Genomic DNA, 12,964 nt, shown 5'->3' on the forward strand with positions numbered 1-12,964 from the left:
GGAGCCCGGATGAACACGGCTTACTTTTTGATTAACACTGTCTTTGATCTCTACCTTATGGTGGTGCTGCTGCGGGTCTGGCTGCAGTGGGCGCGGGCCGACTTCTACAACCCCATGAGCCAGATGGTGGTCAAGCTGACCAACCCGCTGGTGGTGCCCCTGCGCCGCGTCATCCCGGGTTTTGGCGGGCTGGACATGGCCTCTGTGCTGCTGGCGCTGCTGATCGCCTTTGGCAAATTGGTCCTGCTCAAGAGCATGAATGTGCTGCAGGCGGACTGGCTCACTCTCTGTCTGTTTGCGACGCTCACCGTGTTGAAGAAGGCGGGTTCCATGATCTTCTGGATCCTGCTGATCCGCGCCATCCTGAGCTGGGTCAGCCAGGGTCGCAACCCCATTGAATACGTGATGCACCAGCTCACTGAACCCTTCCTGGCCCCCATTCGCCGCATCCTGCCTGCATTGGGCGGGCTGGATCTCTCCGTGCTGGTCGCCTTCATCGCGCTGCAGGCCATCAACTACCTGATGGGGGATCTGTTCGGCCAGTTGTGGTGGATGATCTGATGCCCGCCGTCCTGCTGGAAAGGGACGAGCTGGTGTTGCATCTGATGATCCAGCCCAAGGCGAGCCGGGATCAGATCATCGGATTGCACGGTGACGAGTTGAAAGTGGCCATCACGGCGCCGCCGGTGGATGGTCAGGCCAACAGTCACCTGATCAAGTACCTGGCCAAGCAGTGCAAGGTGGCCAAGGGGCAGGTTCGCATCCTGCGGGGGGAGCTGGGTCGGCACAAGACGGTCGCCATCGACGCGCCAAAGCAGATCCCCGCCGAGATTGCCGCTCTGCTCGATAATCAGGGTTGATACGAGAGGGATGACATCATGAAAACAGCCTGGATGAGTTGCCTGCTGGCACTCCTGATGACGCTGCCGCTGCGGGCTGAGCAGATGCAGGAGCTGGGCCCCTGGAAAGTGCACTACAGCGCGTTCAACTCCAGCTTCCTCACCCCCAAGGTAGCCAGGACCTATGGCCTGGAGCGCAGCCGCTATAACGGCATCGTCAATATCGCGGTGCAGAACAAGCAGGGGGTGGCACAGGCGGTGGGGATCAGCGGCGAAGCCCGCAATCTGACCGGCACCCTTCGCACCCTGAATTTTCAGGAGGTGAAAGAGGGGAATGCGATCTATTACCTGGCAGTGCTGCCCTATCGCAATGAGGACACCTACCAGTTCACCCTGAAGATCATGGGGGAGGGGCAGCAGCAGACGCTGACCTTCCAGCAGACCTTCTACGTCGACTAGATTGCAGGGTGAATGCAGATGCCCTGCCCCTACGGGGGCGGGGCATTTTTTTGCCCGGTGAACCGGTACTCGACGTCAGTGGCTGGCCAGGGGATAGGTAAACAGGGCCAGGTGGGCGAAGTTGAACAGGAAGTGGAGCAGGATGGCGATACTGAGGCGCCCGCTCAGCTGGAACGCCAGGCCATAGCAGGCCCCCGCCAGCGCGGCGAACAACACCAGCAACGGGCCACCGGCAAGATGGGCTGCGCCGAACAGCAGGCTGGCGACCAGGAGACCTGCCCAGGGCGTGCTTCGGCTTGCCACCCCTTGCTGGATGCATCCCCGGAACAGCGCTTCTTCCGCCACACAGGTGAACAGCAGGTTGTTGAATGCGAACAGCCACCACCAGTGGGGCAGTCCCGCTTCGGGTTTGAGGGCGCCCAGTTGCCAGGCGGTGATGAGCAGGGCCGCGAGCGGCAGGATGAGCAGGGCCAGCGGCCGCCAGCGCATCGTTCCACCCGGGCCGAGCAGGCTGGGGATGGCCAGCAGCAGGGCGAAGAAAATGAGCGGCTTGTCCAGATTGAGGTAGAGGGTGAAGGGTACGCTGGCCGGGCCCGCCTGTACCTTGTCGAGCACCCTGAGATTGTCAAAGCCGGGCACCAGATGCAGCGTCAGGGCGAGGGACCACAGCAGGATCAGCGTCAGTGCGACGCCACGCCAGGGTGGGGGCAGGGTGGGGGTACGCCAGGCCAGCAGCAGACCGGCGAGGCTGACAAGAGCGGCGAGGGGCGCGAGTTGCTCAAGCCAGAGGGCGGTGAGCAGGGCTAGTCCCAACAGAAGCATGCCGGGCCTGGTTCGGCGGGCGAGGCAGCAGAGTACGGCGAGCCCCAGGACGAGCCAGATGAGGATATCGGGGAGTGGTAACATCGAGTCTCCTTGTATGAATGAAGGGCGCACCTTAACGATCCCCATGGTCTGGTTCAAGGAAAAGGGACTGGCCGGCAGAAGACGCGCAATGAAAAGCCGGAGCTGGGCTCCGGCTTGGGCGGCGGCAAGATGTCACCGAGAGAGGCGATGGCCTTCCCGTATCAGCGACCTGACTCGGCGATGACCCGGGCGATGATGTCGGCGCGTTTGCTGGCTTCCAGCTCGCCCAGGGCGATGAGACCGGCCTTGAAGATGACGTTCTTCGGCAGACTGACGTCATCCAGGGTGGTGATGGCCTCGACGTGCATGCCGTTCAGGCGGCTGGCATCGCGCGGGCTCAGGTTGACCTGGGTGTTCAGCACCTGCTTGCCCTTCTTCTTGGGCTGGGCGGGTTTCTTCGGTTGATCCAGCTCGTCTTCCGGCAGTTCGTCATCAAAATCGTAAATGGACATAGTCAATCCTGTTGGGTTGCAAGGGGCATGCTCGCCCGAATGGGGGTAATCAGCCCATATCCTCGTTGCGGATAAAGGCGCGCCAGGAGCCGAGTACCTGGGCAAAATCTTCCAGCCCGCACATGGCCAGCTGTTCATCATCGTAGTAGGCGAGATCGTCGAGATCCTCGTCCTGCTCGATATTGAGTACATTGGCCTTCACCTCGGCTTCCTCGTGGGTCAGCAGCAGGGAGTAGTCGCCCCCCAGCAGCCGGTATTCGGTGCGGGCCCGGCTGGAGAGCTGGTCGATGATGGCGAACAGCTCGTCGAGCTTCTCCTCGTCCTTGCCCACCTCGTCGATCAACCACTGGCCGATGGCTTCATGGCCCATGGAGAACCGGGCGCGATAGCCACCGAACGGGTCGCGGCGAAATTCATAATCCATAGCGGAGTCCATATCGGAGGGTGAAACCACCACGGCGCAAAGCGGCATGATGCCGGATCCTTGATCCATGGTGGGGCACTGATAGCGTAAAGTGGCCTATTCTAGCGATCCCCCCCGCGCTTGTCTTGATGATGTGGGATCTTTAACGGGTGATCCCGGTGATGGCGCACGCCGGGGACCCTGTCAACGAATGGTATGGAGAGGCAATGCAGCTCAACGACGCGCTCGCGCATCAGATAGTCAGCCGGGCGATGAAGATCCTCTCGTTCTCGGTCAACGTCATGGATGAGCGGGGACTCATCATTGCGTCCGGCAATCCGGAGCGGCTGCACCAGCGCCACGAGGGGGCTGTGCTGGCCCTGACCGAGAACCGGGTGGTGGAGATAAGCGAGGCCACCGCCCGGGAGCTCAAGGGGGTGAGGCCCGGCATCAACCTGCCCATCGCCTATCAGGGGGAGCTGCTCGGCGTCATCGGCATCTCGGGGGATCCGGACATCGTGCGTGCTTACGCCGAGCTGGTGCGCATGACCGCCGAGCTCATCCTGGAACAGGCGGCACTCACCGAGCAGTTGCAGTGGGACAAGCGCCACAAGGAGGAGCTGGTGTTGCAGCTCATTCGCGGCGAAGGGCGGGCCGATCAACTGCAACAGGTGGCCCGTTTCCTCGAGCTGGATCTCGCCCAGCCCCGGGTGGTGGCCGTGCTGGCGCTGGAGGAGGCCGAGCCCGCCCAGGTGAGGGAGCTGGTTCACCTGCTGGAAAACCCGGAGCGGGACAACCTGGTGGCCATCAACGGCCTGGACGAGATAGTGGTGCTCAAACCCGCCCAGCTCAGCGACGGCGTCTGGCAGTCGGCGCAGGAGCGCAGCCGGATCCGGCAGCTGCTCTCTCGTATTCCCCATTTCAAGGTTCGCATCGGGGTGGGTGATTACTTCGCCGGCATCCCCGGGCTGGCGCTCTCCTACCAGACGGCGCGAGACACCTTGCGCCGTGGCATGCGCCAGTCGCCCCGCAAGCAGGTCTATTTCTTCGAGGATTACCGGCTTTCAGTGCTGCTCGGCACCCTGGCGGACTCTTGGCAGGCGGATCAGCTGCGGGCTCCGCTGCAAAAGCTGGCGCAGGAGGACACAAAGGGAACGCTGCAAAAGACGCTGCGCCAATATTTCTTGCAGGATTGTGATCTGCATCCCTGTGCCGAAGCCCTGTTCATTCACCCCAACACCCTGCGTTATCGACTGACCCGGATAGAGCAGATAACCGGCTTGAATTTCAACAAGTTAGATGACAAGTTTTTGCTCTATCTCGGGCTCAGTCTCGATAGCTGATTTGTCTTTTCCAACAAAAATACAAGGCCGGCAAATGCTTTTTTTGGTTTTATGGCCAAAGCATTCCAGGCGGGGATCCCCATAATGGCGCCACTCATTACAACAACAAGGTGCCCGTCATGATCCCAGTCTCCGCGCTCGGCGCGCTCGCCGCGCTTTCCATCGCCATCTTCCTCATCCTGAAGAAGGTGCCGCCCGCTTACGGCATGATTGTCGGTGCCCTGGCCGGTGGCCTGATCGGTGGCGCCGACCTGACCCAGACCGTTGCCTTGATGATCGGCGGCGCCCAGGGGATCACCACGGCGGTGATGCGGATCCTGGCGGCGGGTGTGCTGGCCGGGGTGCTCATCGAATCGGGCGCCGCCACCACCATCGCCGAGACCATCGTCAAGAAACTCGGCGAAACCCGCGCCCTGCTGGCCCTGGCGCTGGCCACCCTGATCCTGACCGCGGTCGGCGTCTTCGTGGACGTGGCCGTCATCACGGTCGCCCCCATTGCGCTGGCCATCGCCCGCCGTGCCGATCTCTCCAAGGCGGCCATCCTGTTGGCGATGATAGGCGGTGGCAAGGCGGGCAACGTCATGTCTCCCAACCCCAACGCCATTGCGGCAGCCGATGCCTTCCACCTGCCTCTCACCTCGGTGATGGCGGCGGGCATTATTCCCGGCCTGTTTGGTCTGGTGATGGCCTACTGGCTCGCCAAGCGCCTCAACAACAAGGGCAGCAAGGTGGCCGCCGACGAGGTGGTGAGCTTTGACGGTGCCAAGTTGCCCGGCTTTGCCGCCGCCATCAGTGCGCCCCTGGTCGCCATCCTGCTGCTGGCCCTGCGTCCCATCGCCGGCATCGTGGTGGACCCGCTCATTGCGCTGCCCCTCGGCGGCCTGGTGGGGGCCCTGATGATGGGCAAGTTCACCAAGGTGAACCAGTTTGCCGTCTCAGGCCTGGCCCGCATGGCGCCGGTGGCCATCATGCTGCTGGGGACGGGGACCCTGGCGGGCATCATCGCCAACTCCGGCCTGAAAGATGTGCTCATCAGCGGCCTGACCGCCTCCGGTCTGCCCTCCTATCTGCTGGCCCCCATCTCCGGTGCCCTGATGTCGCTGGCGACCGCCTCGACCACGGCCGGGACCGTGGTGGCCTCCAACGTGTTCAGCGCCACTCTGATTGAACTGGGGATCAGCAGCCTGGCAGGGGCCGCCATGATCCACGCCGGCGCCACCGTGTTTGACCACATGCCCCACGGCTCCTTCTTCCATGCCACCGGCGGCAGCGTCCACATGGGCGTCGGCGAGCGACTCAAGCTCATCCCCTACGAAACCGCGGTCGGTCTGACCATCGCCGTTGTCTCCACCCTGATGTTTGGCGTGTTTGGCCTCGCCTAAGGAACTGATATGAAAATTGTGATCGCCCCCGATTCATTCAAGGAGAGCCTGAGCGCCATGGCGGTGGCCGATGCCATCGAGGCCGGTTTCAAGCAGGTGCTGCCGGATGCCACCTACGTCAAGCTGCCCATGGCCGATGGCGGCGAGGGGACGGTGCAGTCTCTGGTGGATGCCACCGGTGGTCGCATCCTGCCAGTCGAGGTGACCGCCCCCCTCGGCAACAGGGTGCAGGGCTTCGTGGGCCTACTGGGGGATGGCAAGCGGGCCGTCATCGAGATGGCGGCGGCCTCCGGCCTCCATCTGGTGGCGCCCGAGCTGCGCAATCCGCGGCTCACCTCCAGTGTCGGCACCGGGGAGCTGATCCTGGCTGCGCTGGAGATGGGGGTGGACCACCTCATCCTCGGCATCGGCGGCAGCGCCACCAATGACGGCGGTGCCGGCATGATCCAGGCACTCGGCGGCAAGCTCCTGAAAGCAGATGATACCCCCATCGCGCCGGGCGGTGCCGGTCTGGCCGAGCTGGCCACCATCGACCTGAGCGGGCTGGATCCCCGTCTGAGCGGACTCACCATCGAGGTGGCCTGCGACGTGGACAATCCGCTGTGCGGCCCGAAAGGGGCGTCCGCCGTGTTCGGTCCGCAGAAGGGGGCAACTCCCGAGATGGTGGCCGAGCTGGATGCCAATCTGGCCCGTTACGCGGACTGCATCGAGCAGGCGCTTGGCAAGCAGGTGAAGGAGATCCCGGGAACGGGGGCCGCAGGCGGCATGGGGGCAGCCCTGGTGGGGCTGCTCGGTGCCGAGCTCAAACCCGGCATCCAGATCGTGATCGAGGCGCTGAAATTGGCCGATGAAGTGGCCGATGCGGATCTGGTCATCACCGGCGAGGGCCGCATCGACAGCCAGACCATCCATGGCAAGACGCCCATCGGGGTAGCTCGTTGTGCCAAGCAGTTCGGCAAGCCGGTGATCGGCATCGCCGGATGCCTCACCGATGACTGCGGCGTGGTGCACGAGCACGGACTGGATGCGGTGTTCGCCGTGGTCAATCGGGCCATGTCCCTGCCGGAGGCGCTGGCCACCGCCACCACCAACCTGCAGCTCACGGCCCGCAACGTGGCGGCTCTCTACCTGCTGCGCAAATGACCCTCTCTCCTGGCCGATGCGGTGCATCGGCCTGACCTTGCCCCGTGCAGCAGAGTGAGCGGCCCGGCGTGGCACCTCTGACGCACTTGCCGATCCTTGGGTCGGCTTTTTTTATTATCCTGCTGTCTTTCATATGGTTTTTGTATTCTGACAAGGGGCTTTGCGGCATAGTGATCTCCCGACAGTGAGGGAGCCACGAGAAACAAGGCCCGCCTGAGGGAGGGCTTCCCATTCCGGGGGGCAATATGCGAGGAGCGAGCCATGATCCTGCTGACCCTGGGGGTGGTGTTGTTCACCCTGACTCATCTTTACCCCTGTTTCGCGGCACAGCACCGCGCCCGTCTGCGGGAGCGGCTGGGGGAGAACCGCTACAAGGGGCTCTTCTCGCTGCTGGTGTTCGTCGCCATCGGCTGCATCCTCGCAGGCTGGCGCAGTGCCAGCCCCATGCCCCTCTATTTTCTGCCTGTCTGGGGGCCCACCCTGGTGATGGGGGTCATGCCGATCGCCCTTGTCCTGCTGTGCGCGGGGCAGGGGGCTAACCATTTCCGCCGTTGGCTGGTGCATCCCCAGCTGCTCGGGGTGCTGCTCTGGTCGGGGGCCCATCTGGCGGTGAACAGCGAGGCGCGTTCTCTGGTGCTGTTTGGCGGGCTCGGTCTCTGGGCTCTCATCAGCATCGTCTGGATTTCGATGCGGGAGTGGGGTCGTCACCCCCGTGCCGCCGCCACCTGGCAGGGGACGGGGATCAGTCTGGGTGCGGGGCTGGCCCTCACGGCTCTGCTTATCTTCTGGGGACACGGCTGGCTGACCGGGATCCCCCTGCACTGATCCCTGAAACAGATTCCGGGGTCTTGCGTATGATGGACAAAACAATGGGAGTCACGTCGATGAAATGGTTCACCCTGCTGCTGATGCTCGGCTCGGGTGCGGTCTCTGCCGCCTGCCCCGATTACTTCAACGTGGAGATGCGGGAGCTCAACAGCACCCAGCGCCACAACCTCTGCCAGTTGACCGAGGGCAAGGTGGTGCTGGTGGTCAACACCGCCTCCTACTGCGGTTACAGCGGTCAGTTCCGGGATCTGGAAGCCCTCTATCAGGGCTACAAGGAGAAGGGACTGATGGTGCTGGGTTTCCCTTCCAACGATTTCTGGCAGGAGGCGGGCAACGAGAACAAAACCGCCGAGGTGTGCCGCCGGGACTACGGGGTGACCTTCCCCATGTTCAACCGGGTGGCGGTGCGGGGTTCGGATGCGGTGCCGCTGTTCAAGGGGCTGACCGCTGCTGCCGACGGTGATGCGCCCAACTGGAACTTCCACAAGTACCTGGTCGGGCGGGACGGCAAGCTGATTGCGAGCTATGGCGCCAACCAGAATCCGTCGGATGATCCTCTCAAACAGCAGATCATCGATGCCCTGGGGCACTGACCCTACCCCATGGCGGGCCGCTCTGGAATAATGCGGCCCCGCCATCCACTCCGGTGACACCGTGCTGCAACGTCTTCCCCAAATGGTGATCTTCGATGCCCTGGTTCGTGAACAGGGCATCTCGGCGGCTGCGCGCCGCCTCGGGGTTTCCAAATCCCACATCAGCAAGCAGCTCGCCCTGCTGGAAACCGCGCTCGGCGCCCAGCTGGTACAGCGCACTACCCGCCGTTTCGGGCTCACCGAACTGGGTCAGGAGTATGCCCGCCACTGCCGCGCTCTGGTGGCGGTGGCGCTGGAGGCGGAATCCATGGTGGCGGAGCGCCGTGGCAAGGTGAGCGGTGTGCTCCATCTGGGGGTTGGTCAATCCTTCGGGCGGTTGCACGTGATCCCGCGCCTCAAGGCGTTTCAGGCACGTTATCCGGATCTGGAGCTGGAGGTGTCCCTGTTCGATCACCGCACCAATCTGGTGGATGAGGGGCTGGATCTCTGGATCACCACCTACGAGGACAAACCCGAGTCCCTGGTAGGGCAGCGACTCGCAGACATCGGTTTCGTGCTGGTGGCCTCGCCGGATTATCTGCTGAGTCACGGCACGCCACTGCACCCCAGGGATCTGGCCCATCACAATTGCATCACCTACCAGAGCCGGGAGCGGCGCTACCACGAGTGGTCATTTCGCCAGGGCAAGGAGCGCCAGACGGTGCAGGTGGCGGGCAACTATCGGGTGGATCTGGCGGAAGCGGTGCGGGACGCCGCCCTGGCCGGGCTCGGCATCGCCTATGTGGCCAACTACCTGCTGGACAAGGAGCTGCAATCTGGTCAGCTCATCCCTCTGCTGCCCCAGTGGCAACCGAACCAGAAGATGGCGGTGCACGCCGTCTATGCCAGGCGAGAGCATCTGGATCCCAAGATCCGGCTGTTCATCGACTTCCTCAAGGAGAGCTTCGGACCCGGGCCCTACTGGGCGCAGCGACTCGCACCCTGGCTCGGGGGGAAATTGTCCGGCACCGAGGAATAATCGTTTCCATACAAGAACACTGGCGTGAGTGCGGTTTCAAAGTTGTTTCAAATCAGTCAGTTGGCGCAACCGATATCGTGCAAACGTTTTTGCTAACAGGGTTGTAACCCGGCAGGGTTGCGGCGGTGAGGGGAGGGGAGCAGAATCCGCGCCCATCTTCAGCCTCACTGGATGGAATCCCCATGATTGCCCTGCTTGGTATCCTGAGCATCCTGGCCCTGGCCGCACTCTGCTCTGATAATCGTCGTCGTATCCCGTTGCGAACAGTGGGCTTTGCCCTCTGCCTGCAAGTGCTCTTCGCCGCCCTGGTGCTCTGGCTGCCCGCCGGTCAGCAGGTCTTGAACGGTGTCAGCGAGAGCGTCAGCAGCGTCATCGGCTACGGCCAGGAGGGGATTGCCTTCCTGTTCGGGGAGCTGGCCAAGTTCAAGCTGGGCTTCATCTTCGCCTTCAACGTGCTGCCGGTGATCATCTTCTTCTCCGCGCTGATCGCCATCCTCTATCACATCGGCCTGATGCCCAAAGTGATCGCCCTGCTCGGCGGCGGCCTGCAGAAATTGCTGGGCACCGGCCGCGCCGAGAGCCTCTCTGCCACCGCCAACATCTTCGTCGGCATGGTGGAAGCGCCGCTGGTGGTCAAACCCTATCTCTCCAGGATGTCCGATTCCCAGTTCTTTGCGGTGATGAGCTGCGGGCTGGCCTCGGTAGCCGGCGGCACCCTGGTGGGCTACGCCAGCATCGGGGTCGAGTTGAAATACCTGATTGCGGCGGCCTTCATGTCCGCCCCTGCCGGGCTTGCCATGGCCAAGATCCTGGTGCCGCCCGCCGCGCAAGAGGAAGATCACCATGAAGACGTGGAGATCCCCCGCGCTACCAACGTCATTGAAGCGGCCGCCGATGGCGCCATGGCGGGTCTCAACATCGCCGTCGCCGTGGGGGCGACCCTGCTGGCCTTCGTCGGCGTGATCGCCCTGCTCAACGGCCTGCTGGGCTGGGCCGTCGACCTGGTGGGGCTGGAGCTGAGCTTCCAGATCATCCTGGGCTGGCTGTTTGCCCCCGTCTCCTGGCTCATCGGCGTCCCCTGGGATCAGGCCCAGGCGGCCGGTGCCCTGATCGGCACCAAGATCGTCATCAACGAGTTCGTCGCCTTCATTGCCCTGGTGCAGGATCAGACCTTGAACGAGTCGAGCAAGGCCATCGTCACCTTCGCCCTGTGCGGTTTCGCCAACATCTCTTCCATGGCGATCCTCATCGGCGGCCTGGGGGCCATGGTGCCGGAGCGCAAGTCCTTCATTGCCCGCTACGGCATGCGCGCCATCCTGGCGGGGGTGCTGGCAAACCTGATGAGCGCCTCCCTGGCAGGCTTGTTCCTCGCCCTCTGATAGACCCTGGAAGTCAGCACCTTCCGGTCATTGCCCGCTTCGGCGGGCTTTTTTGCACCCGCTTGCAGGCAAAAAAAGCGCCTCTGGGGAGGCGCGGGGAAAAGACAGATTGGAAGCGTCACATGGGTGCCACCTGAATGAGGGATGAGCCGTCCCATCCAAGTGTGAAGCCATGATGCCTGATGCTCTCTGAAGCGCTTCTGAGGCGATTCTTCATACTGTGTTCATTTTCAAAATGCTGCTGCAATGTGATTTTTAAATGATTGATGCTGAAATGAAATAAATAATCAGTGATTTATTTTATTGTGCGGCTCAAAGGAAAGATGAATCGGGGTGGTGGGCATGCTCCTGCCATGGGGCGGTTCCGTCGGAATATTATCCCGATGCCTGCTCAACGCATCACGTAACCATGCTGCAAGATGGCAAGCAACCAGCATGTGATTGGGGTGTTGCCCGTCATGAGCAGTGCAACGCGGTCTGCTATTGGGACCAGCAACTCGTATGTGATGGAGATGCCGCTCGTCAGAGGATCCGCGCGAGTGGCCTGTGGTCTGTGGTGCCAGCACCCGCAACCCGCATTTGACAGGAGGCGCACCCTCTCATGGGGTCAGCGCGAAGTGGTCTGCGGTCTCCTGCTCCAGTGCCAGCAACCAGCGCTTGATGGGGATGCCTCCCCCGTAGCCGGTCAGTTCACCGCTGCGCCCTATGACCCTGTGGCAGGGCACTATGATGCTGAGGGGATTGCGGCCGTTGGCGGCGCCCACCGCCCGCACGGCCCTGGGGTTGCCGATGGCCTCTGCAATCTGGAGGTAGCTGACGGTCTCGCCGTAGGGGATGTCGCACAACGCCTGCCACACGGCCTGCTGGAATGGTGTGCCCGTGGCGGCCAGGGGGAGATCGAAGCGCCGCAGGCGGCCGGCAAAGTAGGCGGAAAACTGCTCGACGAAGGGGGCCAGGGCGGCATCATCCCGCTGCCACTCCGGTTGCGGCAGGACGGGGCGCTCCCCTTGCATGAATTCCACGTGGCGCAGCCCGGCCCCATCGATGGCGATGAGCAGGGGCCCCTTGGCGCATTCACAAAAGCTGTACTGCATTCTCTTGTCCTCGGGCATGTGGCAGGTCACTCCAGTACGGGCTTGCCGCGGGTGGATTTGATCTCTCCCTTGCGTTTCTTGGCATCGACCCGCTTGCGTTGGGAGCTGCGGGTCGGCTTGGTGGCGTGGCGGGCCTTGGGGCGCCACGCGGCTTTTTTCAGCAGCTCGGTCAGGCGGCTCATGGCCTCCTTGCGATTCATGTCCTGGCTGCGATGGGTCTCGACCCTGATCTGGATGAAGCCGTCGTGAACCCGGCTGTCGCTGAGCCGCTCCAGTCCCTCCTTGTAGAGCGGCGGCAGGCTGGGGGAGTCGCGATAATCGAAGCGCAGCCAGACGGCGGAGTCGGTCTTGTTGACGTGCTGGCCGCCATTGCCCTGGGCCCGCATGGTCTGGAATTGCAGTTCATGCCAGGGGATGATCACGCTGTTGGAGATGACTAACATGGGGTGATGCTCTCATTTGGTGCATCAAGGGAGTCTGGTGCAGCTTGGTGCCTCATTATGGGGCGAGATGCGCTTCCTTGGTGATCCTGAGCCTTTCTGGCTCAGAGTGTCATATCTATCTATATGAAAATAAACGATAAAAATACTTGGCACAAGAATTGATGACCCATTCGTGACATACCATGGATTGGGAGCAACCAGATGAAGCTGATTACTGCGATTATCAAACCTTTCAAGTTGGACGACGTGCGCGAGGCCATCGCCAACCTGGGGGTGGAAGGCCTGACCGTCTCCGAAGTGAAGGGTTTTGGTCGCCAGAAGGGGCACACCGAATTATACCGGGGGGCCGAGTACCAGGTCGACTTTCTGCCGAAGGTAAAGCTGGAGATCGCCACCGCAGACGAGAACGTCGAAGGGGTGATCGAGGCCATCTGCAAGGCTGCCTATACCGGCAAAATCGGTGACGGCAAGATTTTCGTCTATGACCTGCTGCAAGCGGTGCGTATTCGTACTGGTGAGAGCGACGACGAGGCGCTCTGAGTACGCTCCTTTGCCCGGCCGGGTCGGGCAAAGGTCCGGGCAGGTTCTGCCGACAGTGTGAAGGGGTGGTCGTCGAAAGACCGGATGGGATTCCATCCGGTCTTTTTGTTTGGCCGCTGATTAAATAGATCGTTCCAACCCA

General features: G+C 62.5%; 16 protein-coding genes. 11 read left to right on the forward strand and 5 right to left on the reverse strand.

All coding sequences use genetic code 11. The features are described from left to right. Nucleotides 1-9: 9 nt before the first annotated feature. Genes C3F36_RS13450 through C3F36_RS13460 form a run of 3 tightly spaced genes read left to right on the forward strand, consistent with a single transcriptional unit; the run spans nucleotide 10 to nucleotide 1,298 of the window. On the forward strand, nucleotides 10-561 hold the full coding sequence (locus tag C3F36_RS13450) for a YggT family protein (RefSeq protein ID WP_010673053.1): 552 nt from the start codon (nucleotides 10-12) through the stop codon (nucleotides 559-561). Continuing rightward, nucleotides 561-860: a DUF167 family protein YggU gene (gene yggU / locus C3F36_RS13455; RefSeq protein WP_104455228.1), complete on the forward strand. Its 300-nt coding sequence runs from the start codon at nucleotides 561-563 to the stop codon at nucleotides 858-860. Before C3F36_RS13450 ends, yggU begins: the two co-directional genes overlap by 1 nt. 18 nt (nucleotides 861-878) lie before the next feature. After that, the gene (locus C3F36_RS13460; RefSeq protein WP_104455229.1) at nucleotides 879-1,298 is read left to right on the forward strand and encodes a DUF4426 domain-containing protein; all 420 of its coding nucleotides are present in this window, start codon (nucleotides 879-881) and stop codon (nucleotides 1,296-1,298) included. Nucleotides 1,299-1,373: 75 nt separating this feature from the next. On the opposite strand, the gene C3F36_RS13465 is transcribed toward C3F36_RS13460, so the two are convergent. From C3F36_RS13465 to C3F36_RS13475, 3 genes are all read right to left on the reverse strand, one after another. After that, entirely contained in the window at nucleotides 1,374-2,204 is an 831-nt protein-coding gene (locus C3F36_RS13465; protein WP_104455230.1) for a CPBP family intramembrane glutamic endopeptidase, read from the reverse strand. A gap of 161 nt (nucleotides 2,205-2,365) precedes the next feature. Then, nucleotides 2,366-2,656: a hypothetical protein gene (locus tag C3F36_RS13470; protein WP_039039963.1), complete on the reverse strand. Its 291-nt coding sequence runs from the start codon at nucleotides 2,654-2,656 to the stop codon at nucleotides 2,366-2,368. Between the two features lie 49 nt (nucleotides 2,657-2,705). Next, a complete protein-coding gene (locus C3F36_RS13475) occupies nucleotides 2,706-3,080 on the reverse strand; it encodes a YacL family protein (RefSeq protein WP_039039964.1) in 375 nt (124 codons plus the stop codon). Nucleotides 3,081-3,286: 206 nt separating this feature from the next. Here C3F36_RS13475 and C3F36_RS13480 point away from each other — a divergent pair, with 206 nt between their 5' ends. The 7 genes from C3F36_RS13480 (at nucleotide 3,287) to C3F36_RS13510 (ending at nucleotide 10,745) form a co-directional block, all read left to right on the forward strand. After that, nucleotides 3,287-4,402, forward strand: a complete 1,116-nt coding sequence (locus C3F36_RS13480; RefSeq protein ID WP_039039965.1) for a sugar diacid recognition domain-containing protein — start codon at nucleotides 3,287-3,289, stop codon at nucleotides 4,400-4,402. Nucleotides 4,403-4,521: 119 nt separating this feature from the next. Then, nucleotides 4,522-5,784 (forward strand): GntP family permease, encoded by a 1,263-nt coding sequence (locus tag C3F36_RS13485; protein ID WP_104455231.1) that lies wholly within the window; start codon nucleotides 4,522-4,524, stop codon nucleotides 5,782-5,784. A 9-nt stretch (nucleotides 5,785-5,793) separates the two neighbouring features. Next, entirely contained in the window at nucleotides 5,794-6,927 is a 1,134-nt protein-coding gene (locus C3F36_RS13490) for a glycerate kinase (protein WP_104455232.1), read from the forward strand. Nucleotides 6,928-7,188: 261 nt separating this feature from the next. Next, nucleotides 7,189-7,752 carry an NnrU family protein gene (locus C3F36_RS13495; protein WP_104455233.1) on the forward strand — a complete coding sequence of 188 codons (564 nt, stop codon included), beginning with the start codon at nucleotides 7,189-7,191 and terminating at the stop codon, nucleotides 7,750-7,752. A 59-nt stretch (nucleotides 7,753-7,811) separates the two neighbouring features. After that, complete coding sequence (locus tag C3F36_RS13500; protein ID WP_103857976.1) at nucleotides 7,812-8,348, forward strand: glutathione peroxidase; 537 nt, start codon at nucleotides 7,812-7,814, stop codon at nucleotides 8,346-8,348. 82 nt (nucleotides 8,349-8,430) lie between these two features. Further along, entirely contained in the window at nucleotides 8,431-9,366 is a 936-nt protein-coding gene (locus C3F36_RS13505; RefSeq protein ID WP_010673064.1) for a LysR family transcriptional regulator, read from the forward strand. Nucleotides 9,367-9,548: 182 nt separating this feature from the next. Continuing rightward, complete coding sequence (locus C3F36_RS13510; protein WP_104455234.1) at nucleotides 9,549-10,745, forward strand: NupC/NupG family nucleoside CNT transporter; 1,197 nt, start codon at nucleotides 9,549-9,551, stop codon at nucleotides 10,743-10,745. Between the two features lie 599 nt (nucleotides 10,746-11,344). Here the strand turns inward: C3F36_RS13510 and C3F36_RS13515 are convergent. Continuing rightward, a complete protein-coding gene (locus tag C3F36_RS13515) occupies nucleotides 11,345-11,839 on the reverse strand; it encodes a methylated-DNA--[protein]-cysteine S-methyltransferase (protein WP_103857996.1) in 495 nt (164 codons plus the stop codon). 26 nt (nucleotides 11,840-11,865) lie between these two features. Next, entirely contained in the window at nucleotides 11,866-12,282 is a 417-nt protein-coding gene (arfB, locus tag C3F36_RS13520) for an alternative ribosome rescue aminoacyl-tRNA hydrolase ArfB (RefSeq protein WP_010673067.1), read from the reverse strand. 201 nt (nucleotides 12,283-12,483) lie between these two features. On the opposite strand from arfB, the gene glnK reads away from it, so the two are divergent. After that, complete coding sequence (gene glnK / locus C3F36_RS13525; protein WP_005332325.1) at nucleotides 12,484-12,822, forward strand: P-II family nitrogen regulator; 339 nt, start codon at nucleotides 12,484-12,486, stop codon at nucleotides 12,820-12,822. Nucleotides 12,823-12,964 lie beyond the last annotated feature (142 nt).

The sequence above is a fragment of the Aeromonas sp. ASNIH2 genome (genome assembly GCF_002934795.1).
Lineage (GTDB): Bacteria > Pseudomonadota > Gammaproteobacteria > Enterobacterales > Aeromonadaceae > Aeromonas > Aeromonas caviae.

Bases quoted from the DNA above. Each gene is read 5' to 3' on its own strand.
- C3F36_RS13450 (WP_010673053.1), top strand. From the start codon at position 10: ATGAACACGGCTTACTTTTTGATTAACACTGTCTTTGATCTCTACCTT.
- yggU (WP_104455228.1), top strand. From the start codon at position 561: ATGCCCGCCGTCCTGCTGGAAAGGGACGAGCTGGTGTTGCATCTGATG.
- C3F36_RS13460 (WP_104455229.1), top strand. From the start codon at position 879: ATGAAAACAGCCTGGATGAGTTGCCTGCTGGCACTCCTGATGACGCTG.
- C3F36_RS13465 (WP_104455230.1), bottom strand. From the start codon at position 2,204: ATGTTACCACTCCCCGATATCCTCATCTGGCTCGTCCTGGGGCTCGCC.
- C3F36_RS13470 (WP_039039963.1), bottom strand. From the start codon at position 2,656: ATGTCCATTTACGATTTTGATGACGAACTGCCGGAAGACGAGCTGGAT.
- C3F36_RS13475 (WP_039039964.1), bottom strand. From the start codon at position 3,080: ATGGATTATGAATTTCGCCGCGACCCGTTCGGTGGCTATCGCGCCCGG.
- C3F36_RS13480 (WP_039039965.1), top strand. From the start codon at position 3,287: ATGCAGCTCAACGACGCGCTCGCGCATCAGATAGTCAGCCGGGCGATG.
- C3F36_RS13485 (WP_104455231.1), top strand. From the start codon at position 4,522: ATGATCCCAGTCTCCGCGCTCGGCGCGCTCGCCGCGCTTTCCATCGCC.
- C3F36_RS13490 (WP_104455232.1), top strand. From the start codon at position 5,794: ATGAAAATTGTGATCGCCCCCGATTCATTCAAGGAGAGCCTGAGCGCC.
- C3F36_RS13495 (WP_104455233.1), top strand. From the start codon at position 7,189: ATGATCCTGCTGACCCTGGGGGTGGTGTTGTTCACCCTGACTCATCTT.
- C3F36_RS13500 (WP_103857976.1), top strand. From the start codon at position 7,812: ATGAAATGGTTCACCCTGCTGCTGATGCTCGGCTCGGGTGCGGTCTCT.
- C3F36_RS13505 (WP_010673064.1), top strand. From the start codon at position 8,431: ATGGTGATCTTCGATGCCCTGGTTCGTGAACAGGGCATCTCGGCGGCT.
- C3F36_RS13510 (WP_104455234.1), top strand. From the start codon at position 9,549: ATGATTGCCCTGCTTGGTATCCTGAGCATCCTGGCCCTGGCCGCACTC.
- C3F36_RS13515 (WP_103857996.1), bottom strand. From the start codon at position 11,839: ATGCAGTACAGCTTTTGTGAATGCGCCAAGGGGCCCCTGCTCATCGCC.
- arfB (WP_010673067.1), bottom strand. From the start codon at position 12,282: ATGTTAGTCATCTCCAACAGCGTGATCATCCCCTGGCATGAACTGCAA.
- glnK (WP_005332325.1), top strand. From the start codon at position 12,484: ATGAAGCTGATTACTGCGATTATCAAACCTTTCAAGTTGGACGACGTG.